Source organism: Streptomyces sp. CB03234 (genome assembly GCF_001905885.1).
Lineage (GTDB): Bacteria > Actinomycetota > Actinomycetes > Streptomycetales > Streptomycetaceae > Streptomyces.
Genome location: NZ_LIYH01000001.1, coordinates 232,331 through 254,559, shown reverse-complemented (window position 1 = coordinate 254,559; position 22,229 = coordinate 232,331). Strand labels below are relative to the sequence as shown.

The window sequence follows — 22,229 nt, the reverse complement described above, 5'->3', positions numbered from 1 at the left end:
GAAAATCGAATGCGAAATTCGACGGCCCCTCTGTTCCTTGACGGAACTTGCCGCTACGGTCTGCTGCACCAGTGGGAGCGGTTCCATTCAGTCGGCGCAGGGTCAGATGCGCGCCCGAGCTGCGAGGAGTCGCTCATGCGCCATCCCCCGCACGTACGCCCCGGTAGCAGGCACAGGGCCCTTGCACGCGGTTCGGGCCACCGGGCGCTCGTCCCTCCCACCACCCGCCGCGACACACGACGCACCACTCCGTGGCGGGCGACTTCGGCGAGCCCGTACGCGCGGTCCTCGTACCCGGGGCTCGCGTACGTGGGGCTCACGTACGTGGGGCCTACGTACTTGGGGCCCACGTACTTGGGGCCCACGTACCTCGGCCTCTCGTACCTCGGCCTCTCGTACCTGGGGCTCTCGTGCCTGGGGCTCTCGTGCCTGGGGCTCTCGTACCTGGGGCTCTCGTACCTCATCTGATCAGCGACACAGCGACGACGGCACATCCCCGCACATATCCGTCACGACCGAGAGGTATCACCGGACATGAGCCGCACCAGAGCCGCCGCACCGCCTACGCCTTCCCGCACGCCCTCCCGCCGCCGCACCGCCTTGCTGGCCGCCTGCACCATGATCGCGGCGACCGGCGCCACCGCCACCGCGCTCAGCACCTCCGCCGGCGCGGCCGCCCCCGGTTGCACCGTCAACTACCAGGTCACCAACCAGTGGAACACCGGCTTCGGCGCCAACGTCACCGTCACCAACACCGGTGACCCGGTCAGCTCCTGGACCCTGGAGTGGACCTACGCGGGCAACCAGCGCATCACCCAGTCCTGGAACGCCACCACCACGCAGTCCGGCGCCGCCGTCACCGCCAGGAACGTGTCGTACAACGGCAGCCTGGCCACCGGCGGTTCCACCTCCTTCGGCTTCAACGCCTCGTACAGCGGCACTAACGCCGTCCCCACGACGTTCAAGCTGAACGGCGTCACCTGCAACGGCGGCCCTGGCGGCCCCACTGACCCGCCGCCGACCGACCCGCCGCCGTCGGGCAGCCGCGTCGACAACCCGTACGCCGGCGCCAAGGTGTACGTGAACCCCGAATGGTCCGCCAAGGCCGCCGCCGAGCCGGGTGGCACCCGCGTCTCCAACCAGCCGACCGGCGTCTGGCTGGACCGCATCGCCGCCATCAACGGTGTGAACGGCGGCATGGGCCTGCGCGCCCACCTCGACGAGGCGCTGCGCCAGAAGGGCACCGGCGAACTCGCCATCCAGCTGGTCATCTACAACCTGCCGGGCCGCGACTGCGCCGCGCTCGCCTCCAACGGTGAGCTGGGCCCGACGGAGATCGACAAGTACAAGACGCAGTACATCGACCCGATCGCCGCGATCCTCGCCGACCCCAAGTACGCGGGCCTGCGCATCGTGACGACCGTGGAGATCGACTCCCTGCCCAACCTGGTCACCAATGTGACCCCGCGCCCGACCGCCACGCCGAACTGCGACGTGATGAAGGCGAACGGCAACTATGTCAAGGGCGTCGGGTACGCGCTGAACAAGCTGGGCGCGGTCGGCAACGTCTACAACTACGTGGACGCCGGCCATCACGGCTGGCTGGGCTGGGACGACAACTTCAACGGCTCCGCCGAGCTGTTCAAGCAGGCGGCGACCGCCGAGGGCTCGACGGTCTCCAAGGTGCACGGCTTCATCGTCAACACGGCCAACTACAGCGCGCTGAAGGAGGACCACTTCAAGATCGAGGACACGATCAACGGGGTGTCCGTACGCCAGTCGAAGTGGGTCGACTGGAACCGGTACACCGACGAGCTGTCGTACGCCCAGGCCATGCGCGCCAAGCTGGTCTCGCTCGGCTTCGACCAGAACCTCGGCATGCTGATCGACACCTCCCGCAACGGCTGGGGCGGCACGGCCCGTCCGACCGGCCCCGGCCCGACGACCAACGTCGACACGTACGTCAACGGCGGCCGCTACGACCGGCGCATCCACCTCGGCAACTGGTGCAACCAGGCGGGCGCCGGTCTCGGCGAGCGCCCGAAGGCCGCTCCGGCGGCGGGCATCGACGCGTACGTGTGGATGAAGCCGCCGGGCGAGTCGGACGGGGCGAGCAGCGAGATCCCGAACGACGAGGGCAAGGGCTTCGACCGGATGTGCGACCCGACCTACACGGGCAACCCGCGCAACGGCAACAGCATGTCCGGCGCACTGCCCAACGCCCCCGTCTCGGGCCACTGGTTCTCGGCGCAGTTCCAAGAGCTAATGCGGAACGCCCACCCGGCGCTCTGACCCCGACCTCCCTGACCCCCGCCCCCTGACCCCGCCCCCGGCCGGCCGCCCAGCGCCCGCCCGGGGGCGGACCACTGGGCGATCCACATGCCGGAGCCTCTGGCCATGGCCGCTGGCCCTGGGCCCTGGGCCTGGGCCTGGGCCTGGGCCTGGGCCTGGGCCTGGGCCTGGGCTGGGGACCGGCTCCGGTCAGGCACCCTCGGCCCTGGGGGTGGGCCGTCTGGTCATGGTCACTGTTCCGGGCCGCCCTCCCTTCCGAGAGTCGCGGGCTCCGGCGCCCTGTCAAGGGCGCTTCGCGTCGGCTTCGCCGATGGGCTTCGCCCACCCTTGACAGGCCACCTCCGCCCGCGCGTTTTCTCTCGGAGGGCGGCCCCGGGGAGCGGGCGTCCGGGGGGCCCACCGCTGCGCCGGGGCTCGTTGCCGAGGCGACCCGGCCGGGGCAGGCGCGACAGTGGAATGGGGCGGCGGCGCTTGGCTAAGCGACTGGCGGCCGTCTTCGGGTTGCGGCACAAGACCTCGCTCCGGTGGGTGGTGGGTGCGCCCCAGTGCAATGGGGCTTCTGGGCTGGGTTCGGCGACTGCGGCCGGGTGAGGGGCTGGGGTTCAGGCAGGTGGCTGGGGTGGGTGCGGGGCTGGGCCCGGGTGTTGCCCTGTCCGGCCGGGGGCACGGCGGGGGCGTCGGGCCACGGGACGGTGAAGCGCCCGGCCCGGTCGGGCCTTCGGCTCGGGCCCGGGCCCACGGCCTCCCGGCGACTCGGGTGCGGCCGGGGCACGCCCCGCTGCTCCCCTGCCGGGACAGCCCGGGAAGGGGCGGCCCCTCCAGTCACAGCCGTATCGGCCCCCGGGGTTGTGTGCGGGATCGGACACCCCTGCCCGGATGCTCATGGCCAGGAGGCGTCCCACACCGCCCACAACACCCCAGCCCCGATACCGGTGTGACGGTGGGGGGCAGTGGGGCGACGTGGTGAGGCAGGCCGGGCCAGAGGGACGGATCCGGACACCGGGTGCCCCGCAGCACCCGCCTGGAGGCGTGGCCTTCCCGGCCCGGCTGATGCTCTACGGCACTCGCTGGCAGCCCCCGGGGCCCAGGACACCCCAGCCGACACCACAGGACGACCCCCCTGCCCTCTCCAGTCACAGCCGTGTCGCCTCGCCGGAGTTATGGGCGGCATGGGACACCCACAGCCCCCGACACCACGGCGGGGAGGTGTCCCACACCGCCCACAACTCCCCCATCCCGGTGCTGCTGTGACCAAGGAGACGGGTGGGGCCTCCCTGTGGGGCAGGCGGGGCCGGTGAGGTACCCGGGCGCCACTCCGCCACGGCAACACCCCGGCCCAAACCCCATCTCACCCCAGCCACGTGCCTGAACCCCAACCCCTCACCCACCCGCAGCCGCCGGACCGACCCCGGAAGCCCCATGCCACTGCCGCGCACCCACCACTCGCCGGAGCGAGGTCCTGTACCGCAACCGGAAGACGGCCGCTCGCCGCTTAGCCGAGCAGCGCCGCCCCATTCCACTGCCGCGCCTGCCCCGGCCGGGTCGCCTCGGCCACGAACCCCGCACCGCAGGGCGCCCCTCCCGGGCCCGTTCCCCCGGGCCGCCCTCCGAGTGGGAAAAGGCGGGCGGAGGCGGCCGGTCAAGGGTGGGCGAAGCCCATCGCGAAGCGACGCGACCGAAGGGAGCGCCCTTGAGGGGACGCCGGAGCCCGCCACACTCGGAGAGAGGGCGGCCCACACGCCCACCATGAACAGCACGCCCACCCCGAGGGCGGCGGCCCACACGGCCACCACGACCAGCACGCCCACCCCCGGACACGGCGAGCCCCACGCCCACCATCACCAGCACGCCCACCCCCGGTGCTTGGGGCCGGGCGTCCGTTACGTCGAGTCGCGGACCACCAGTTCCGTGGGCAGGATGACCTGGCAGGGTTCCGGTCCCGTGCCGGTGATTTCCTGGAGCAGTATGCGGGCCATGCGGCGGCCCATCTCCTCGATCGGCTGGCGCACGCTCGTCAGCGGCGGGTCCATGAGGCGGGCCACCGCCGAGTCGTCGACGCCGATGAGCGCCACGTCGTCGGGGACGCGCCGGCCCGCCTCGCGCAGTACGCTCCGGGCGCCCGCCGCCATGACGTCCGAGGCGGCGAAGACGCCGTCCACGTCGGGGCAGCGGTCCAGCAGCTCGCGCATGGCGCGGCGGCCGCCCTCCTCGGTGAAGTCGGCTGCGGCGACCAGCCGGTCGTCGGCCGGGAGGCCCGCCGCTTCGATGCCCTGGCGGTAGCCGTCCAGGCGGCAGCGCGCCACGTACATGTCGAGCGGTCCCGTGATGGTCGCGATCCGGCGGCGGCCGTGTTCGGTGAGGTGGTCGACGGCCGAGCGGCCGGCGCCCACGTTGTCGGAGTCGACGTAGGCGACGGGTTCGTCGGCGGACCGGCGGCCGTTGAGCACGGCGGGCAGGCCCAGTTCGCGCGCGAGGTCCGGCAGCGGGTCGTCCCCGTGGATGGAGACGAGCAGGACGCCGTCCACCCGCTGGGCGGACAGGTACTGCTCGAACCGCTGCCGCTCCTTGCTGGACCGGATCAGGGTGAGCAGCAGCTGCAGGTCCGCGTCCGCGAGTTCGGCGCTGACGCCCCGGATGATGTCGAGGAAGTACGGCTCGGCGAACAGGCGGGCCTCGGTCTCGGGTATCACCAGGGCGATGGCGTCCGTGCGGGCGCCGGCCAGGGCGCGGGCGGCGCGGTTGGGGACGTACCCCAGCTCGGCGATGGCCTGGCCGACCGCCTCCTTCGCCCGGTCGCTGACCCGCGGCGAGCCGTTGATCACCCGGGACACGGTGCCGCGCCCGACTCCCGCCCGGGCCGCGACCTCCTCCAGCGTGGGCCTGCCGGTCTGCCTTCCGCTCACCGCCATCGGTCTCCCATCGCACGTCGAACGTCGAACCCCGCAATGAGGCAGCGAGGTAGTGGCTGTCGTCAACCTAGAGGGTGCCCCCTGCACCGGGGCCAGCGGGAGTACCGGTTTCAAGAACCAGCTGTGGGAGCGCTCCCACCGTAGACGAAAGCGTCGCCCGCCGCCACCGGCGGGCTTCCGGGGCCGGCGCACACCCGTCCGGCACCGGCGATTTTTCACCCATGCCTTGACACCCACCCCCGCCAGGCAGCAACCTTCCGGGCATGGCGGTGTGGGAGCGCTCCCACCGCCCCGCACCGCTGTCCGATACGGCCGCCGCCGAGCCGCTGAAAGCCGACCCGGACCTCCTATGCGCGCACACCAGCACCACCTGGACGAGGAGAGTGGAATGCGCACTTCCAGCAGTACGCGCGGACGCCGCCGCCGCCCCGCATCCGCGGCCGTCGCGGCGCTCTCGGCGCTCACGGCCGGCGCGGTCCTTTTGACCGGCTGCAGCAGCGACGACAGCGGATCCGGCGGGACCACCGGCGACGAGAAGATAACCCTGCGCATCGGGACCTTCGGTTCCTTCGGTTACGACAACAAGAACGGCGCCAAGCTCTACGCCGAGTACGAGAAGCTCAACCCGCACATCAAGATCGTCGAGTCGAACGTCGCCGACGGCCAGAAGTACTGGGACACACTGAAGCTGCGCCTCTCCCGCAACAGCGGCCTCGCCGACATCCAGGCCATCGAGGTCGGTTACATCGCCGAGGCCATCGGCCCCGCGATGGCGAGCAAGTGGGTGGATCTGTCGAAGACCGGCGGCGCGGACACCTCGGCCTTCCTGGACTGGAAGGTCAAGCAGGCGACGACGGCCGACGGCGCGGTCATCGGCCTCGGCACCGACATCGGCCCGATGGCCATCTGCTACAACAAGGACCTCTTCGCCAAGGCCAAGCTGCCCACCGACCGCGCCCAGGTCGCCAAGCTGTGGGCGGGCGACTGGGCGAAGTTCGTCGCCACCGGCAAGACGTACCAGAAGAACGCCCCGGCCGGCACCGCCTTCCACGACTCCGCCAGCGGTTTGTTCAACGCCGTGCTCTCCAGCCAGCCGCAGCAGTACGCGAACGAGAAGGGCGAGCTCGACTACGAGAACAGCCCCGGCGTGCGCAAGGCCTGGGACCTGGCCGTCGAGGCGGCGCAGGCCGGGATCACGGCGAAGCTGCGGCAGTTCGACGAGAAGGGCACCTGGAACGCCGGGTTCAAGAACTCCAAGTTCGCGACCGTCGCCTGTCCCAGCTGGATGACCGGCATCATCAAGGACCAGGCGGGTCCCAACAACCAGGGCAAGTGGGACATCGCCACCCCGCCGGTCGCGGGCAACTGGGGCGGCTCCTTCCTCGCCGTACCGAAGGCGGGCAAGCACGCCGAGGAGGCCGCCAAGCTGGCTGCGTGGCTGACGGCTCCGGAGCAGCACGCCAAGGTGTTCGGGGTCAACGGCAACATCCCGTCCACCAAGGACACGCTCGCCTCGGCGACGGTGCAGAACGCCAAGATCCCGTACTTCGGTGACACACCCGTCGGGAAGATCTACTCGGAGGCCGCGGCCGGCATCACGCCCGCGCCGGTCAGCCGTTACGACGGCCAGGTGAAGACCTTCATCACCGACAACGGCATCCTCGACATCGAGCAGCGCGGGACCTCACCGGACGCCGCCTGGGAGAACGTCAAGAAGCTGATCGACGACAAGATCGATCAGTAGCGCCCCGCACCTGGCCGCCCGGCGCTCCCCCGCCGGGCGGCCGGTCCGGCGGCCGCCCGGCCGCCCGGCGGACCGGCGGACCGGGCCGGACACCCCGGGCAGGGCCGGCGGGCCCTGCCCGGTCCAGGGCCGGTGGGCGTGCCTCGCGGTGGTCGCGCCAACTGGCGCCGTGGGCAAGCCGCGCCCCCTGCCAAGGACCACGGCCGGCCGGCCCCAACGGCCCCCGGGCAAGCCCCACCGGAACCGCCCCCGGCGCCTCGCGGCCCCGCCGACAACGCGCCCCTACAGCGCGCCCCCGGCAGTGCGCCCCCGGCAGCACCCACCGCACCCACCGCACCCACCGCACCCACCGCAGGAACGAACGCACCGCACCCACGCACCCACCTGGAAGGACGCCCTCGTGGCCACCTCCGTCAGTGCGGCGACCGACGGCTCGTCGCCGCCCGATCCGCCCGAGCCCGAGCCCTCGCCTCCCGCACCGGCACGACACGCAGGCGGTGGCGGCGGCTGGCGCAGCCGGCTCTACCGCTGGGACCTGAAGGCGACCCCGTACGCCTTCGTGTCGCCCTTCTTCCTCTGCTTCGCGGCCTTCGGGCTCTTCCCGCTGGTCTACACCGGCTGGCTCTCGCTGCACCGGGTGGAGCTGGGCGGGGAGGCGCAGTGGCGCGGCTTCGACAACTACACGGGCCTGTGGGACAGCGACTTCTTCTGGAACGCGCTGGCGAACACGTTCACCATCGGCGTCATCTCCACCGTTCCGCAGTTGCTGATGGCGCTGGGCCTGGCCCACCTGCTCAACTACAAGCTGCGCGGCCGGGGGTTCTTCCGGGTCGCGGTGCTCGCTCCGTACGCCACGTCGATCGCGGCCGCGACGCTCGTCTTCGCCCAGCTGTTCAACAGCGACTACGGGTTGATCAACACCGCGCTGGGGTGGGTGGGTTTTGATCCGGTCGACTGGGAGTCGTCCAAGTGGCCGGCGCAGATCGCGATCTCGGTCATCGTCATCTGGCGGTGGACCGGCTACAACGCGCTGATCTACCTCGCCGCGATGCAGGCCGTCCCCCAGGACCTGTACGAGGCCGCGTCGCTCGACGGCGCGTCGCGCTGGCGGCAGTTCATCAGCGTGACCATCCCGTCCATCCGCCCCACCATCCTGTTCACGATCGTGGTCTCGACGATCGGCGCCACCCAGCTGTTCGGTGAGCCGATGCTGTACGGCGGGAGCCTCGGGGTCAGTGGTGGCAGCGGCAACCAGTTCCAGACGCTGAGCCTGCTGATGTACGAGAAGGGCTGGATCACCGGGGCGCTGGGGCAGGCGTCCGCGATCGCCTGGGTGATGCTGCTGATCCTGCTGCTGATCGGCGCGGCCCGGCTGCTCGTGGCCCGCCTGAACAGGGAGACCGGGGAGACCAGGAAGACCGGGGGGACCACCACGTGAAGATCACGCAGACGGCGGGGCGCCAGCACCACGCGGGCCCGCTGACGTACGTCCTGCTGGGCCTGGCGGCCCTGGTGTCGCTCTTCCCGCTGTACTGGAACCTCGTCGCCGCCTCGCACACCGGTGAGCGTGTGGTGGAGGCGCCGGCGCCGCTGCTGCCGGGGCCGCATCTGCTCGACAACCTCACCTTCGCCTGGAACCAGGTGGACATGGGTGAGGCGCTGGTCAACACCACGGTCGTGGCGGGTCTGGTGGCGGTGTCGACCGTCGTGTTCTCCACGCTCGCCGGGTTCGCCTTCGCCAAGCTGCCGTTCCGGGGCCGCAACGCGCTGCTCGCGCTGGTGGTGGCGACGATGACGATCCCGCCGCAGCTCAGCGTCATCCCGCTGTACCGGATCATCACCGACCTGGGGTGGGTGGACCAGCTCCAGTCGGTGGTCCTTCCGTCCCTGGTGGCGGCCTTCGGCGTGTTCTTCATGCGGCAGTACCTGCTGGAGGCGCTGCCCGTGGAGCTGGTGGAGGCGGCGCGGGTGGACGGTGCGCACAGCCTGCGGATCATCTGGCACGTCGTCTTCCCCGTCGCCCGGCCCGCCATGGCCGTGCTGGGCATGCTGGTCTTCGTCCAGGCCTGGAACGACTTCTTCTGGCCGTTCATCGCGCTGACGCCGGACGGCAATCCGACCCTCCAGGTGGCGCTCGCCGGGCTCGGCTCGGGGAATCACACCATCAACCAGGCAATCGTGCTGACCGGCGCGTTGATCTCCACCGTGCCGCTGCTGCTGGTCTTCGCGCTGCTCGGCAAGCACATCGTGGGTGGGATCACCTCGGGCGCGGTCAAGAACTGACCGCGCACGGCCGATTCCGTACGTACCGAACTGAACCGAACATCCCTGCACCCCCCTCTTCTGCGTTGGGAGCGCTCCCGAATGACTGCGTCCGATTCCTTGCCGCTCACGGCAACCCGCCGGTTTCCGCCCGGTTTCCTGTGGGGCGCGGCCACCGCCGCGTACCAGATCGAGGGGGCGGCGGCCGAGGACGGCCGTACCCCGTCCATCTGGGACACCTTCGCCCGTACGCCCGGGAAGGTCTTCGAGGGCCATACGGGGGATGTGGCGGTCGACCACTACCACCGGTTCCATGAGGACGTACGGCTCATGGCGGACCTGGGGCTGACCGCGTACCGCTTCTCGGTGTCGTGGTCGCGCGTGCAGCCGACCGGGCGCGGTCCGGCCGTCCAGAAGGGCCTGGATTTCTACCGCCGGCTGGTGGACGACCTGCTCGCGCACGGCATCGAGCCGGTCCTGACGCTGTACCACTGGGACCTGCCGCAGGAGCTGGAGGACGCGGGCGGCTGGCCGCACCGCGCGACCGCCGAGCGGTTCGCCGAGTACGCGGGGCTCGTCGCCGGTGCGCTCGGTGACCGTGTCGGGCGCTGGACGACGCTCAACGAGCCGTGGTGCACGGCTTTCCTCGGGTACGGCTCCGGTGTGCACGCCCCGGGGCGCACCGACCCGGTGGCCGCCCTGCGGGCCGCGCACCACCTGAACCTGGGGCACGGGCTGGCGATCCAGGCGTTGCGTGCCGCGCTGCCGCCGCGCGCGCAGATGTCCGTCTCGCTCAACCTGCACGAGCTGCGGCCGCTCACGTCGGCGCCCGAGGACGTGGACGCGGTGCGCAGGATCGACGCGGTCGGCAACCGGATCTGGCTCGGGCCCATGCTGAACGGGGCCTATCCGGAGGACCTGCTGAGGGACACCGCCCACCTCACGGACTGGTCCTTCGTCCGTCCGGGTGACCTCACCGACATCAACCAGCTCCTGGACACCCTGGGGATCAACTACTACACGCCCACCGTGGTGGCGGCGGCGCGCGAGGGCGCCGAGGCCCCGCGCAACGACGGCCACGGCGCGAGCGCGTACTCGCCCTGGCCGGGCTCGGAGGACGTCGCCTTCCACCAGCCGCCCGGTGAGCGGACCGCGATGGGCTGGGCGGTGGACCCGACGGGCCTGTACGACCTGTTGCTGCGGGTGGCCGGTGAGCACCCGGGCCTGCCGTTGCTGATCACCGAGAACGGCGCGGCGTTCGAGGACGAGGTCGCCGCCGACGGTTCGGTCCACGACCCGCGGCGCCTGGCGTACGTGCACGGCCATCTGGAGGCGGTGCACCGGGCGATCGAGGACGGGGCGGACGTACGGGGCTACTTCCTGTGGTCGCTGCTGGACAACTTCGAATGGGCGTACGGCTACGCCAAGCGGTTCGGTGCGGTGCATGTCGACTACGAGACGCAGCGGCGTACGCCGAAGTCGACGGCCCACTGGTACGCGCGCGTGGCGCGGTCCGGGGAGCTGCAGGCGATCGACGCGGGCTCTGACGCGGTCTCCGACGCCGTCTGACGCTGCTCTTCTCATCAAGGCCCCGGCGCGAAACCGCCGGGGCTTCGGTGCGTCGCGCCGCCGTTTGCGTACAGAATCGGCTCATGCGCGCACCTACCCTCCGAAAAGGGGCCCTGATGCTCGCGGCCGTCGTGGCGCTCGGTGCCGTGCCGGCCGCCGGCTGCGCCGGCAACGGGAACGCCGGCCGCACCACCCTCACCGTGGGCCTCTTCGGGTCGTTCGGGTACGAGGAGGCCGGTCTGTACGACGAGTACATGCGGCTGAACAAGGACGTCGTCATCGAGCAGACGTCCATCCAGCGCAACGAGAACTACTACCCGCAGCTCCTCACCCACCTCGTCAGCGACAGTGGCCTCGCCGACATCCAGGCCGTCGAGGCCATCAACATCGCGGAGGTCACCGCCACCCAGGCGGACAAGCTGGAGGACCTGGGCGCGGCGGAAGGCGTGCGACGGGAGGACTTCCTGCCGTGGAAGTGGGCGCAGGGGACCACCGGGGACGGCCGTACGGTCGGTCTCGGCACCGACATCGGCCCGCAGGGCATCTGCTACCGCAGGGACCTGTTCGCCAGGGCCGGTCTGCCCACCGACCGGGAGGCGGTGAGCCGGCTGTGGGCGGGCGACTGGCGCAAGTACCTGGAGGCGGGCAAGCGGTACCGGGACCGGGCGCCGACGGGCACCTCCTTCGTGGACTCGGCGTCCGGGGTCCTGTCGGCCGTCACGGGCAGCAGCGCGCGCCGGTTCTACGACGAGGACGGCACCGTCGTCTACAAGTCGAACCCGGCCGTGCGGGAGGCGTGGGACATCGCGGCCTCGTTCGCGACGGAGGGCCTGACGGCCCGGCTGCAGCAGTTCACGCCCGCCTGGGACCAGGCGTACGCGAACGGCACCTTCGCCACCGTTTCCTGCCCCGCCTGGATGCTCGGCTACATCGAGGACAAGGCGGGTCCGGCGGGCGAGGACAAGTGGGACGTGGCGGCCGCGCCCAGGCCGGGCAACTGGGGCGGCTCCTTCCTCGTCGTACCGAAGTCGGGCAGGCACCGGGCGGAGGCGGTGCGGCTGGCGGCGTGGCTGACGGCGCCCGCGCAGCAGGCGAAGCTGTTCCAGCGGCGCGGCAGCTTCCCGAGCGCGTCCGCCGCGCACGCCCTCCCGGCGGTGGCCGGGGCCCGGCACCCGTATTTCGGTGACGCCCCGATCGGCCGGATCTACACCCGTGCCGCCCAGGGCGTCCCGGTGACGATCCTCGGCCCGAAGGACCTGGTCATCGCGCAGAACCTGGCCGACGTCGGCATGCTCCAGGTCGACCAGAAGGGCCGGCGGCCCGAGGACGGCTGGGACGCGGCGGTCAGGACCATCGACAACGCACTGGACCTGTGACCGCCATGGTGAGCGACACGACGACCACCGCCCTGCCGGAGCCCCGCGCGGAGCGCACCGTGTGGCGGGGCCGTAGGCACCGGTGGACGGTGCGGTGGAGCCCGTACGCGTACATCGCGCCGTTCTTCGCCTTCTTCGCCGCGTTCGGGCTCTTCCCGCTCCTCTACACCGGCTGGGCGTCGCTGCACCGGGTGGAGCTGACCGCGCCCACGGACATGGAGTGGGTGGGGCTGCGCAACTTCTCCCGCCTGCTGGTCGACGAGTTCTTCTGGAACGCCCTGCGGAACACGGTCACCATCGGGCTCCTGTCCACCGTCCCGCAGTTGGTGATGGCGCTGGGCATCGCGCATCTGCTCCACCACCGGCTGCGCGGCTCGATGTTCTTCCGGGTCGTCGCCCTCACCCCGTACGCCACGTCCGTCGCCGCCGCGACGCTCGTGTTCGTGCTGCTCTTCGGCCGGGACTACGGGGTGGTGAACTGGGCGCTGGGTCTGGTGGGCGTCGATCCGGTCGACTGGCAGAACGGCACGTGGACCTCGCAGGTCGCGGTGTCGACGATCGTCATCTGGCGGTGGACGGGCTACAACGCGCTGATCTACCTCGCCGCGATGCAGGCCGTCCCCGACGAGCTGTACGAGTCGGCGGCGCTGGACGGCGCCTCGCGGTGGCGGCAGTTCGTGCACGTGACGGTGCCGTCGCTGCGGCCGACGATCCTGTTCACGTGCGTGGTGTCGACGATCGGCGCGACGCAGCTGTTCGGCGAGCCGCTGCTGTTCAACGGCAGCGCGGGGGCGACCGGCGGCTCGGAGCACCAGTTCCAGACGCTGGGGCTGTATCTGTACGAGCAGGGCTGGGTGAACCTCCACCTGGGGCGCGCCTCGGCGATCGCGTGGGCGATGTTCCTGATCCTGGTGCTCCTCGGGGCGGCCGTGGCGCTGGTGGGCGCGTACCGAAGGAGGACGGGGTGAAGGCTCGTGCAGGCCTGGTGACGTACGCCGTGCTGATCGTCTTCGCCGTGCTGTCGCTGTTCCCGCTGGTGTGGACGGCGATCGCGGCGTCCGGCACCAATGGCCGCCTCGCGCGGACGCCGCCGCCGTTCTGGTTCGGCGGCAATCTGCTCGGCAACCTGCGCATCGCCTGGACCGACGCCGACATGGGCCTGGCGCTGCTCAATACGACGGTCGTGGCGAGCACGGTCGCGGCGGGCACGGTCCTGTTCTCGACGCTCGCCGGTTTCGCCTTCGCCAAGCTGCGCTTCCGCTTCAAGAACGCGCTGCTGCTGCTGGTGATCGGCACCATGATGGTTCCGCCGCAGCTCAGTGTGGTCCCGCTGTTCATGCTGGTCGCCGAGTTGTCGTGGACGGACCGGCTCCAGTCCGTCGTCCTGCCAGCCCTGGTGAGCGGCTTCGGGGTGTTCTTCATGCGCCAGTACCTGCTGCGGGCGCTGCCCACGGAGCTGATCGAGGCGGCCCGGGTGGACGGCGCGAGCGGGCTCAGGGTGGTGTGGCACGTCGTCTTCCCGGCCGCCCGGCCGGCGATGGCGGTGCTGGCCATGCTGACATTCGTGATGTCCTGGAACGATTTCTTCTGGCCGATCATCGCCCTCACCCAGAGCAATCCGACGGTCCAGGTCGCCCTGACGAGCCTCGGCCGTGGCTATGTCCCCGACCAGTCGGTCATCATGGCGGGCGCCCTGCTGGGCACGCTGCCGCTGTTGCTGGTCTTCGTGGTGTTCGGCCGGCAGATCGTCGGCGGCATCATGCAGGGCGCGGTGAAGGGCTGAGTACGGGAACGGGGAGGGGCGCGCTCCGGCCGGGTGGGGGGCGGGCCCGGCCGGAGCGCTCGTCAGGTGGTCGGTCGGGGGCGTGGCTACGTGTACGCGGCGAACGCCTTGGTGAAGGCCAGCGGCTGCTGGAGGATCGAGCTGCACGTGGCGTCCGCGTGGTTCACGGCCCCGGCGGCGCACTGCTTGTCGCGGGTCGAGGACCACATGGACAGCCGTCCCAGGCCCTTGGACTTCGCGAAGTCGACGAGCTGCGTGGCGTCGTCGACCGTGAAGATCTCGGTGGTGACGTCGTTGACGCCGATCATCGGGGTGACGGCGACGGTCTTCCACGCGGCCGCGTCCGACAGCCCGAGCACGCCCTTGACCTGCGCCTGGGTGGCGGTCGCGGCCTGGATGGCGTACTGGCCCATGTCATCGCTGTACGCGGGGCCGTAGTCCATCGCCATGATGTTGACGGCGCCGGTCTTCACGCCGTTCTTCTTCGCGTCCGCGAGCAGGTCCACGCCCGGCTGGGTCAGGCCCTCCGGCATGACGGGCAGGGTGAAGGAGACGTCCAGGCCCGGGTGGGACTTCTGGAGCTGGGCGATGGCCTGGGCGCGGCGGGTGTTGGCGGCGGTGTCGGGCAGGGCCGCGCCCTCGATGTCGAAGTCGACCTTGGTGAGCTTGTACTGGTCGACGACCTTGCCGTACGCCGTGGCGAGGTCGTCGGCCGTGGCGCAGTTGAGGGCCAGTTCGTGGCCGGCCGCGCCGCCGAACGACACGCGCACGTCGCCGCCCTTGGCGCGCAGGGCGCCTATCCGGGCGGCGACCTTGTCGCTCGCCAGGTCGGTGACGCCGCCCCACAGGGGCGCGCAGGAGCCGCCGGAGGTGATGAAGGCGAGGGTGAACTCCTTGACGCCCGTCTTGGCGGCGGTGTCGAGCAGGTCGTACGCCGGGTGGAGCGAGGTGTCGACGTACGGGGCGAAGCGTGCGCCGCCGGAGCCCTGCGTGGCGGTGGGGGTGGGGGTCGGCTTCGTGGCCGTCGGAGTCGGGGCGGTCGGCGTCGGGGCGGTCGGGGTCGGCGTGGGTGTGGTGGTCGCCGTCGGGGTGGGCGTCGGCTTGGGCTGTTCGGTGGGGCGGCCGCTGGGCTGGGGCGTCGCGCCGGCGTCGGCCGAGCAGGGCACGTCGTTGATCAGGCACGTGGCCGGGTCGCCGGCCTTCCCCGCCGCGCTGGTGACGAAGCCGACCGTGACGGACGCGCCGGGCGCCAGCTCCTTGTTCCAGCTCGCGGGCTTCACGGTGACGTGCTGCCCGTTCACGGTGTGGTCGCCGTTCCACAGGGAGCCGATCTTCGTGCCGGCGGGCAGGTCGAAGGCGAGCGTCCAGTCGGACTGGGGCGTGTCCGTCTCGTTGGTGATGACGTACTGGCCGGTGTAACCGCCGTCCCAGGAGCTGGTCTTGGTGTAGACGGCGCCCACGGCGGCCGCCTGCGCGGTGCCGGTGAACGCGAACGCCGCGCCGCCGGTCACCGCGGCCGCCACGACCGCGCCGATCGCCTTGCTCCTGCCGCTCTCCCTGCGACGGTGCGCGGCCTTCCTGCCTGTGGTGCTCATCGCGTGCCTGCCTCTGTGTGGGGGGTTTGGTGGTGCGGCAGCACGCTAGCGAGCCCGAAACGGACAAATGTCCACTATTGGGCGGCGGTTGCGGATCTTAGGCTCCGCTTAAGGAAGCCATGGGAGCCGATTAATGATGGGTACGCCGCCGGCGCCGCACCCGGTGCCCGCGCCCCCGCCCGCGTCCCTCCGCCGGGCCGCGCCGCCCGTCCAGCCCGATCCAGACGCGGACCTCCGTACCGCCGAGGACCGAGCGCCCGATGCGTACGTCCCCGCCCGTCGACTCCGCGACCCGCCGCACGATGTCCAGCCCGAGCCCCGTCGAGCCGTCCCGCGCCCCGCTGTTGCCGCGCGCGAGGGCGGCCTCCGGGTCGGCGATGCCGGGCCCGGCGTCCGAGACGAGGATGATGACGGCGTCGTCGCCGTTGTGGACGTCGACCGAGAAGGCGGTGCCTTCCGGGGTGTGGCGGAAGACGTTGCCGAGCAGCGCGTCGAGCGCGGCGACCAGCTCGGGGCGGGCGACGGGGATGCGTACGGGTCGGTCGACGCCCGCGAGGCGCACCTTGCGGCCCTCGTCCTCGGCGAGCGCGGACCAGAAGTCCATCCGTTCCCGTACGACTTCGGAGGCGTCGCATCCGGCGCCCGGGCCGGTCGCCTGGGTCTGCGGTTTGGCTTCCCTGGCCGTACGGATGATGGTGTCGACCTCCCGTTCCAGCTGCTCGACCGCCGCCCGCGTCTGGTCGGCGGCCGGCCCGTCGCCGAGGGAGGCGGCGTTGAGGCGCAGCACGGTCAGGGGTGTGCGCAGCCGGTGGGAGAGGTCGGCGGCGAGTTCTCGTTCGTTGGCGAGTAGCTGGACGACCTGGTCGGCCATGGAGTTGAAGGCGACGGCGGCGGATTTGAGTTCGATGGGCCCGTCCTCGGGTACGCGGGCGCCGAGTTTGCCCTCGCCCAGTTCGTGGGCGGCGTGCGCGAGCCGCTGGGCGGGCTGCACCATGCGGACGCCCAGCCGGTCGGCGACGGCGACGGAGCCGACGATCAGGGCGATGCCGACTCCGGCGAGGATCAGCCAGGCGGTCGCGAGGCCGTTGGTGACCTCGCCCTCGGGGACGTACACCTCGACGATCGCGATCTGGCCGGTGCTGATGGCGGTCGGCTGGAGCAGGGCGTAGCCGCCGGGGACCTCGGTGGTGGAGGCGCGCGGGACGCGCTGCACGGTGGCGAGGTCCTCCTCGGTGGCGCGGCCCGTGCCGATCTCCATGGGTGCGGCGTCCGCGGAGGCCGGGATGTGGACGGCCAGGCGCCCGGCGGCGCCCGCCTGGGTGGAGGCGACGGCCCGGTCGAGCTGGGCGCGGTCGGTGGTGATGGACAGGGAGGTGCCGATGGCGGCGGCCTGTCGTTCGGCGTTGGTGAAGGCCCGGTCGCGGGCCATCTCCTTGATGACGAGCCCGAGGGGGACGGCGAACGCGACCACGACCATCACCGTGACGGCCAGCGCCACTTTGACGAGCGCCCATCTCACTGCGGCGGCTCCAGCTTCACTCCGACGCCCCGGAGGGTGTGCAGGTAGCGGGGTTTGGCTGCGGTTTCGCCCAGTTTGCGCCGGAGCCACGACAGATGGACGTCGATGGTCTGGTCGTCCCCGTAGGACTGCTGCCACACCTCGGCGAGGAGTTCCTTGCGCGGGACGACCACGCCCGGGCGGCCGGCGAGGAAGGCCAGCAGGTCGAACTCGCGCCGCGTGAGGTCGAGGCGCGCCCCGTCGAGTTCCGCCTGGCGCCGCAGCGGGTCGACGGTCAGGCCACCGACCTGGAGGACGCTGCTGGGCGGCGCCTCGCCGGCGGCCGCGCGGGAGCGGCGCAGCACGGCGGCCATCCGCGCGGACAGGTGCTCGACGGAGAACGGCTTGGTGAGGTAGTCGTCGGCGCCGTCGTTGAGGAGCCGTACGATCTCGGCCTCGTCGTCCCGCGCGGTGGCGATGATCACGGGTACGTCGGTGATGCCGCGCAGCATCTTCAGCGCCTCGGACCCGTCCAGGTCGGGCAGTCCGAGGTCCAGGATGACGACGTCGAAGCGGAAATGGGCGACCTCGCGCAGCGCCTCCAGGGCCGTGCCGACGCTCCGTACGGTGTGGGAGGCCTCGGTCAGGTGCCGGATGAGGGCGGAGCGCACGAACTGGTCGTCCTCGACCACGAGCACACTTGCCATGGGCGGCACCGTACGCCATACGGCGGAATGAGGGGGACCGGTGTTGACGCCTGGGGTGGGTGGTGCAGGATGGCCCGGATGCGTAGAGGACTCGTACATGCCATGGCGTGGTCGCTCGCCACGGGCGCGGCGGTCACTCTGTCGTGGTGGGGCGTGCACACGGTGATGGCCGGGACGGCGTACGACCCTCCGCGCGCCCTGCCGATCACGGCCGACCGCCCGGCGGCGGCGCCGAGCGTGGCGCCGCGGGTCTCGTCCACGCGGCGCCCGGAGGCATCGCCGGCGCCGACGAGTGCCACGCCGTCCGCGCCCGCCTCTCCCACGCCGAGCCGGAAACCGCCGGTCGCCCCGTCGCGCCCCCCGGCACCGGAGACGAGCGCGCCGCCCGCGAGCAGCGGCGAGGTGAAGAGCTACACGGTCGACGGCGGCCGGGTGGCCTTCGACATCGGCGCCTCGTCGGCGGAGCTGGTCTCGGCGACCCCGGCGGCGGGCTGGCAGATGCAGGTGTGGAAGCAGCCGACGTACATCCGTGTGACGTTCAGCAGGGACGGCAGGGAGACCGACGTGTTCTGCACGTGGCACGACCACGCGCCGATGGTCCAGATCGAGGAGCGCTAGCCGCGCTCACTCCTCGTCGGCGCTCACTCCTCGTCGGCCGGGTACGACTTCGTGAAGGTGGCGCCGCAGCGGCACTGGTAGTGCTCGATGAGTTCGCCGCTCTCGGAGACGCCCATGCCCTGATGGACGCGAACATGGACATGCTTACCCATGAGTGCCCTCTTTCCGTACGGGGGACAATTGTCCGATTTTCGCCTCGGTGTCTCATTCCTGGCAAGGATGCGCCCACCATGCGGACGTGTGGCTAGACGGGTGGCTAGCGGAACACGGAGGGCGGCGGTACGGGGGAGTCCTTGGCGTTCGCGTCGGTGACGGGGGCCGCCCCGCCCGTGAAGTCGGCCAGCCCCCGCCCGTGCTCCACCCGTCCGGGGTGCGGATCGGTGGCGACCCGGCGGGTCAGTTCGGCGACGGGCAGGGGTGCGTCGGAGGCGAGGAGGACGGCGTTGCCGAAGCGGCGCCCGCGCAGCACGGTCGGGTCGGCGGCGAGCGCCAGCTCGGGGAAGACGGAGGCGGCGGTGGCGACCTGGCCGCGCAGATGGGCCAGCGGTGGCCCGTCGGCGAGGTTGGCGGCGTAGTGCCCGCCGGGCTTGAGGACGCGGCGCACGTCGGCGAGGAACTCGGTGCTGGTGAGGTGGGCCGGGGTGCTGGCGCCGCTGAAGACGTCGGCGATGACCAGGTCCGCCCAGCCGTCCGGCACCTTGCCGAGCCCGGCGCGGGCGTCGGCGCTGCGGACCCGTATGCGGGCGGCCGGGTCGAGCGGCAGCTCGCGGCGCACCAGCTGCACGAGGGGTGCGTCCAGCTCGACGATCTGCTGGGTGGAGCGGGGCCGGGTGGCGGCGACGTACCGGGCGAGGGTGAAGGCACCGCCGCCGAGGTGGACCACCTGGAGGGGCCGCCCGGGAGGTGCAGCGAGGTCGGCGACATGGCCGAGCCGCCGCTGGTACGCGAAGCCCAGCCGGGCCGGCTCGTCGAGGTCCACGTGCGACTGGGGCGCCCCGTCGATGAGCAACGTCCAGGCCCGCGCGCGCTCCGGGTCGGGTACGAGTTCGGCGACCCCGCCGGCCACGGTCTCGACGACGGCCTCGGCCGCCGAGCCGCGCCCGCGCCGCTTGTTCCTTGCCATCCGCCCATTATCGGGTCCCGGGGCGGGCCCGGGCGCTGTCGGCAGGTGCAGTGATGCTCTCGGCAGGTGCCCGGGCGCTTCGGCAGGTGCCCCGGCGCTATCGGCAGTTGTCGGCGGCCTCGATCAGACGGGCGGCCTCGCCGAGCGCTTCGCGCAGGACGACCGGGTCGGTGACCGGGCCGGTGTCCGTCGGGGGCAGCAGCCAGCCGGTGCCGGAGACGGGGGGCTCGGGCTGGGCGCCGGGGAGGGGAGGGATCCGCAGGCCGCGCCCGGAGGTCTGGGTGCAGGCGCTGCCCGGCATGTCCCAGCCGGCGGCGGTGCCCGGCGGGACGAGGAAGCCCAGGGTGTCGCACGACCCGTCGTGCAGCACCGGTCCGACGAGCGGGGCGCCGCCGCGCCGCAGGATGTCGACGGCTTCCAGGCCCTGACGGGCCGGGACGGTCACCAGATCACAGGGCTCGCCCTCGGTGGGCGGGGCGCTCGCGTCCGGTGTCGGCCAGTGCTGTGCGGTGGTGGGTGACGCGCCACCGGACTGCGGATTCACCTGCATGCCGACCTCCAACAAGGGATCCCCTCCTCGCTCGAGTCCCCGTATGGAGACACGTTGCGTCTCTCCGCATGGTTCAACGCCCATGCGCGTCAACGGCTACGGCGGCACGCCGCCGCAAAGGATGGCAGTTCATGGCGGATCGCGGACGAGATATCCGATTTGTAGCCAAACACCGCGTGGCCGGTCCGTCACAGCAGGTACGTTCTTGCTCCGCCGGAACAACGGCAGTGCAGTACGCAGGAGAGGGCTCGGCCATGGCGACGTCACGGGCAGTTCCCAATCTCGCCTTCCGCCGACTGCGCGGGCAGCGCTCCCCGGGGGAGTTCGCGGCCGCGGTCCGCCGGGCCGCCCGGGAGATCGGCGAGCAGGTGGCGTGTGACGCCCGCTACATCGGGCGTGTGGAGTCGGGCGAGATCCGCTGCCCGAACTACGCGTACGAACGGGTGTTCCTGCACATGTTCCCCGGACTGTCCCTGACGGATCTGGGGTTCGTCGCGCGGGAGCGGGTACGCGGCCGGGGGGCGCGTGCCGCGGCCGCCGCCGTACCGGCGCCACAGATCACCATCCGGAACGATGAGGAGAGCGACGTGCTGCGTCGCGCATTCATGACGAGCGGTACCGCCACGGTGGCGGCCGCCTCGCTCGGTATCGGCGGCGCCGTCCCCGCGCCGCGTGCCGGCGGCAGGTTCGGCGAGGCCGAGGTGAACGCCGTCGAGGAGGCGGTGCGACGCATCCGCCTGTTCGACGACCGGCACGGCGCCGACCGGCTGTACCGGATGGCCGCCGAGCCGCTCCGTACCGCCTACGCGCTGCTGGACGCCGGGACGGCGACCCGCCAGTCCGCCGCCGACCGGATGCAGGCGGGCGCCGGTGAGCTGGCGCTCTCGGTGGGGTGGCTGGCGCACGACTCGGGCCGCCTGGAGGACGCCCGCTCCCACTACGCGGAAGCCCTGGCCACCGCGCGCGTGGCGGGCGATCCCGCCCTGGAGGCGCACGCGTTCTCCAACGCCTCGTTCCTGGCCAGGGACGAGGGCCGGTTCCGGGAGGCGGTACGGGCGGCGCAGGCCGGGCAGCGGGCGGGCAAGCACCTGTCGTCGGCGCGGCTGCTGTCCCTGCTGACGCTGCGCGAGGCGGGCGGCTGGGCGGGGCTGGGCGACCGGGCGGCGTGCGAGGAGGCGCTGGGGCGGGCGCACACCCTGTTCGGGCGCGGTCCGGGCGACGCGGACCCGGAGTGGATGTCGTTCTTCGGCGAACCGGAGCTGGAGGCGCTGGAGGCGCAGTGCTGGTCCGCCCTGGGCGACTGGTCGCGCGCCGCCCGGCACGCGCACCGCGCGACGGTCCTGCAGGACCCGCACTTCACCCGGAACCTGGCGCTCTACCGGGTCCAGCTGGCGGCCGACCTGGCGCGCGGCGGCTCCCCGGAGGAGGCCGCGGCGGCCGGTGAACGGGTCCTGGACCTGCTGGACGACGTCCAGTCGGGCCGCATCCGCGCGCTGCTGGCCGAGACGGTCGCCCTGCTCGCCCCGCACCGGGACAGCGCGGCCGTCACGGCCTTCCTCGCCCGCCGCGCGGTCCTGGAGACGCCCTAGCTCTCCAGGTGGCCGGTGTCGTTCCAGCGTTCGATCGCGGGGGCGCCGTAGGCCCAGCCGAGGGCCGACAGGCTGGTCGGGTCGAGGCGGACGCGGGCCGCGAAGGAGACGTCCTCGCCCAGCCAGCGCGCCGCGATGGAGCGCAGGATGTGCCCGTGGGCGAAGACCAGGACGTCCCGGTCGGCCGAGCGGGCCCAGGTGACGACCTGGTCCGCGCGGGCGGACAGCTGCGCCAGGGTCTCCCCCTCGGGCACGCCGTCGCGCCAGATGAACCAGTCCGGCCGGCCCGCCTTGATCTCGGCCGGTGTCATGCCCTCGTACGCGCCGTAGTCCCACTCCATCAGCGCGTCCCAGCGCTCGGCGCGGTCGCCGAAGCCGGCGAGTTCGCAGGTCTCACGCGCGCGTGCCAGCGGACTCGTACGGATCTCGAAGCCGTCCAGGCCGTCCCAGGGCCCGCGGTGGAGCCGTTCGCCGAGCAGCTTCGCGCCCCGGCGGCCCTCCTCGAGCAGCGGTATGTCCGTCCTGCCGGTGTGCTTGCCGAGCAGCGACCATTCGGTCTGGCCGTGCCGGGCGAGCAGGATCCGCGGTGCCATGAGGGCTCTCCGTACGTTCTC

The 22,229-nt window shown here is 72.1% G+C and carries 18 protein-coding genes; 10 read left to right on the top strand and 8 right to left on the bottom strand.

Features of this window, described 5'->3' with window-relative positions:
* Positions 1–534: 534 nt before the first annotated feature.
* Entirely contained in the window at positions 535–2,292 is a 1,758-nt protein-coding gene (locus AMK26_RS01155) for a glycoside hydrolase family 6 protein (protein ID WP_073750863.1), read from the top strand.
* Between the two features lie 1,880 nt (positions 2,293–4,172).
* On the opposite strand, the gene AMK26_RS01150 is transcribed toward AMK26_RS01155, so the two are convergent.
* On the bottom strand, positions 4,173–5,201 hold the full coding sequence (locus AMK26_RS01150; protein ID WP_073750861.1) for a LacI family DNA-binding transcriptional regulator: 1,029 nt from the start codon (positions 5,199–5,201) through the stop codon (positions 4,173–4,175).
* Between the two features lie 388 nt (positions 5,202–5,589).
* Here AMK26_RS01150 and AMK26_RS01145 point away from each other — a divergent pair, with 388 nt between their 5' ends.
* From AMK26_RS01145 to AMK26_RS01115, 7 genes are all read left to right on the top strand, one after another.
* The gene (locus AMK26_RS01145; protein ID WP_073750859.1) at positions 5,590–6,945 is read left to right on the top strand and encodes an ABC transporter substrate-binding protein; all 1,356 of its coding nucleotides are present in this window, start codon (positions 5,590–5,592) and stop codon (positions 6,943–6,945) included.
* Positions 6,946–7,345: 400 nt separating this feature from the next.
* Positions 7,346–8,383 carry a carbohydrate ABC transporter permease gene (locus AMK26_RS01140; RefSeq protein WP_073750858.1) on the top strand — a complete coding sequence of 346 codons (1,038 nt, stop codon included), beginning with the start codon at positions 7,346–7,348 and terminating at the stop codon, positions 8,381–8,383.
* Positions 8,380–9,228 carry a carbohydrate ABC transporter permease gene (locus tag AMK26_RS01135; RefSeq protein ID WP_073750856.1) on the top strand — a complete coding sequence of 283 codons (849 nt, stop codon included), beginning with the start codon at positions 8,380–8,382 and terminating at the stop codon, positions 9,226–9,228. Before AMK26_RS01140 ends, AMK26_RS01135 begins: the two co-directional genes overlap by 4 nt.
* An 81-nt stretch (positions 9,229–9,309) precedes the next feature.
* Positions 9,310–10,776, top strand: a complete 1,467-nt coding sequence (locus AMK26_RS01130; protein WP_073750854.1) for a GH1 family beta-glucosidase — start codon at positions 9,310–9,312, stop codon at positions 10,774–10,776.
* Positions 10,777–10,859: 83 nt separating this feature from the next.
* Complete coding sequence (locus AMK26_RS01125; protein WP_073750852.1) at positions 10,860–12,152, top strand: ABC transporter substrate-binding protein; 1,293 nt, start codon at positions 10,860–10,862, stop codon at positions 12,150–12,152.
* A gap of 5 nt (positions 12,153–12,157) precedes the next feature.
* Positions 12,158–13,120: a carbohydrate ABC transporter permease gene (locus AMK26_RS01120; protein WP_079277457.1), complete on the top strand. Its 963-nt coding sequence runs from the start codon at positions 12,158–12,160 to the stop codon at positions 13,118–13,120.
* A complete protein-coding gene (locus AMK26_RS01115) occupies positions 13,117–13,935 on the top strand; it encodes a carbohydrate ABC transporter permease (protein WP_241837759.1) in 819 nt (272 codons plus the stop codon). Before AMK26_RS01120 ends, AMK26_RS01115 begins: the two co-directional genes overlap by 4 nt.
* Before the next feature lie 86 nt (positions 13,936–14,021).
* Here the strand turns inward: AMK26_RS01115 and AMK26_RS01110 are convergent, their stop codons facing one another.
* The 3 genes from AMK26_RS01110 to AMK26_RS01100 all read right to left on the bottom strand — a co-directional run bounded on the left by AMK26_RS01110 (position 14,022) and on the right by AMK26_RS01100 (position 17,735).
* Positions 14,022–15,530 carry a cellulose binding domain-containing protein gene (locus AMK26_RS01110; protein WP_073750847.1) on the bottom strand — a complete coding sequence of 503 codons (1,509 nt, stop codon included), beginning with the start codon at positions 15,528–15,530 and terminating at the stop codon, positions 14,022–14,024.
* A gap of 130 nt (positions 15,531–15,660) precedes the next feature.
* Complete coding sequence (locus tag AMK26_RS01105; RefSeq protein WP_073750845.1) at positions 15,661–17,049, bottom strand: sensor histidine kinase; 1,389 nt, start codon at positions 17,047–17,049, stop codon at positions 15,661–15,663.
* On the bottom strand, positions 17,046–17,735 hold the full coding sequence (locus AMK26_RS01100; protein WP_073750843.1) for a response regulator transcription factor: 690 nt from the start codon (positions 17,733–17,735) through the stop codon (positions 17,046–17,048). Before AMK26_RS01100 ends, AMK26_RS01105 begins: the two co-directional genes overlap by 4 nt.
* Positions 17,736–17,804: 69 nt before the next feature.
* On the opposite strand from AMK26_RS01100, the gene AMK26_RS01095 reads away from it, so the two are divergent.
* The gene (locus AMK26_RS01095) at positions 17,805–18,353 is read left to right on the top strand and encodes a hypothetical protein (RefSeq protein WP_073750841.1); all 549 of its coding nucleotides are present in this window, start codon (positions 17,805–17,807) and stop codon (positions 18,351–18,353) included.
* 23 nt (positions 18,354–18,376) lie between these two features.
* Here AMK26_RS01095 and AMK26_RS38310 read toward each other — a convergent pair whose 3' ends face one another.
* The 3 genes from AMK26_RS38310 to AMK26_RS01085 all read right to left on the bottom strand — a co-directional run bounded on the left by AMK26_RS38310 (position 18,377) and on the right by AMK26_RS01085 (position 20,026).
* On the bottom strand, positions 18,377–18,505 hold the full coding sequence (locus AMK26_RS38310) for a hypothetical protein (RefSeq protein WP_274536104.1): 129 nt from the start codon (positions 18,503–18,505) through the stop codon (positions 18,377–18,379).
* Between the two features lie 104 nt (positions 18,506–18,609).
* Positions 18,610–19,476 (bottom strand): spermidine synthase, encoded by an 867-nt coding sequence (locus tag AMK26_RS01090; RefSeq protein ID WP_073750839.1) that lies wholly within the window; start codon positions 19,474–19,476, stop codon positions 18,610–18,612.
* A gap of 97 nt (positions 19,477–19,573) precedes the next feature.
* Positions 19,574–20,026, bottom strand: coding sequence for a hypothetical protein (locus AMK26_RS01085; RefSeq protein WP_073752921.1), 453 nt, complete (start codon positions 20,024–20,026; stop codon positions 19,574–19,576).
* A 254-nt stretch (positions 20,027–20,280) separates the two neighbouring features.
* Between AMK26_RS01085 and AMK26_RS01080 the strand changes: the two genes are divergently transcribed.
* The gene (locus AMK26_RS01080) at positions 20,281–21,615 is read left to right on the top strand and encodes a transcriptional regulator (protein WP_073750837.1); all 1,335 of its coding nucleotides are present in this window, start codon (positions 20,281–20,283) and stop codon (positions 21,613–21,615) included.
* Here the strand turns inward: AMK26_RS01080 and AMK26_RS01075 are convergent.
* The gene (locus tag AMK26_RS01075) at positions 21,612–22,208 is read right to left on the bottom strand and encodes a histidine phosphatase family protein (protein WP_073750835.1); all 597 of its coding nucleotides are present in this window, start codon (positions 22,206–22,208) and stop codon (positions 21,612–21,614) included. The two genes, AMK26_RS01080 and AMK26_RS01075, sit on opposite strands and share 4 nt — an antisense overlap.
* Positions 22,209–22,229: the final 21 nt, after the last annotated feature.

Coding starts and splice junctions, on each gene's coding strand:
- AMK26_RS01155 (WP_073750863.1), top strand. CDS start 535: ATGAGCCGCACCAGAGCCGCCGCACCGCCTACGCCTTCCCGCACGCCC.
- AMK26_RS01150 (WP_073750861.1), bottom strand. CDS start 5,201: ATGGCGGTGAGCGGAAGGCAGACCGGCAGGCCCACGCTGGAGGAGGTC.
- AMK26_RS01145 (WP_073750859.1), top strand. CDS start 5,590: ATGCGCACTTCCAGCAGTACGCGCGGACGCCGCCGCCGCCCCGCATCC.
- AMK26_RS01130 (WP_073750854.1), top strand. CDS start 9,310: ATGACTGCGTCCGATTCCTTGCCGCTCACGGCAACCCGCCGGTTTCCG.
- AMK26_RS01125 (WP_073750852.1), top strand. CDS start 10,860: ATGCGCGCACCTACCCTCCGAAAAGGGGCCCTGATGCTCGCGGCCGTC.
- AMK26_RS01120 (WP_079277457.1), top strand. CDS start 12,158: ATGGTGAGCGACACGACGACCACCGCCCTGCCGGAGCCCCGCGCGGAG.
- AMK26_RS01110 (WP_073750847.1), bottom strand. CDS start 15,530: ATGAGCACCACAGGCAGGAAGGCCGCGCACCGTCGCAGGGAGAGCGGC.
- AMK26_RS01100 (WP_073750843.1), bottom strand. CDS start 17,735: ATGGCAAGTGTGCTCGTGGTCGAGGACGACCAGTTCGTGCGCTCCGCC.
- AMK26_RS01095 (WP_073750841.1), top strand. CDS start 17,805: ATGGCCCGGATGCGTAGAGGACTCGTACATGCCATGGCGTGGTCGCTC.
- AMK26_RS38310 (WP_274536104.1), bottom strand. CDS start 18,505: ATGGGTAAGCATGTCCATGTTCGCGTCCATCAGGGCATGGGCGTCTCC.
- AMK26_RS01090 (WP_073750839.1), bottom strand. CDS start 19,476: ATGGCAAGGAACAAGCGGCGCGGGCGCGGCTCGGCGGCCGAGGCCGTC.
- AMK26_RS01085 (WP_073752921.1), bottom strand. CDS start 20,026: ATGCAGGTGAATCCGCAGTCCGGTGGCGCGTCACCCACCACCGCACAG.
- AMK26_RS01080 (WP_073750837.1), top strand. CDS start 20,281: ATGGCGACGTCACGGGCAGTTCCCAATCTCGCCTTCCGCCGACTGCGC.
- AMK26_RS01075 (WP_073750835.1), bottom strand. CDS start 22,208: ATGGCACCGCGGATCCTGCTCGCCCGGCACGGCCAGACCGAATGGTCG.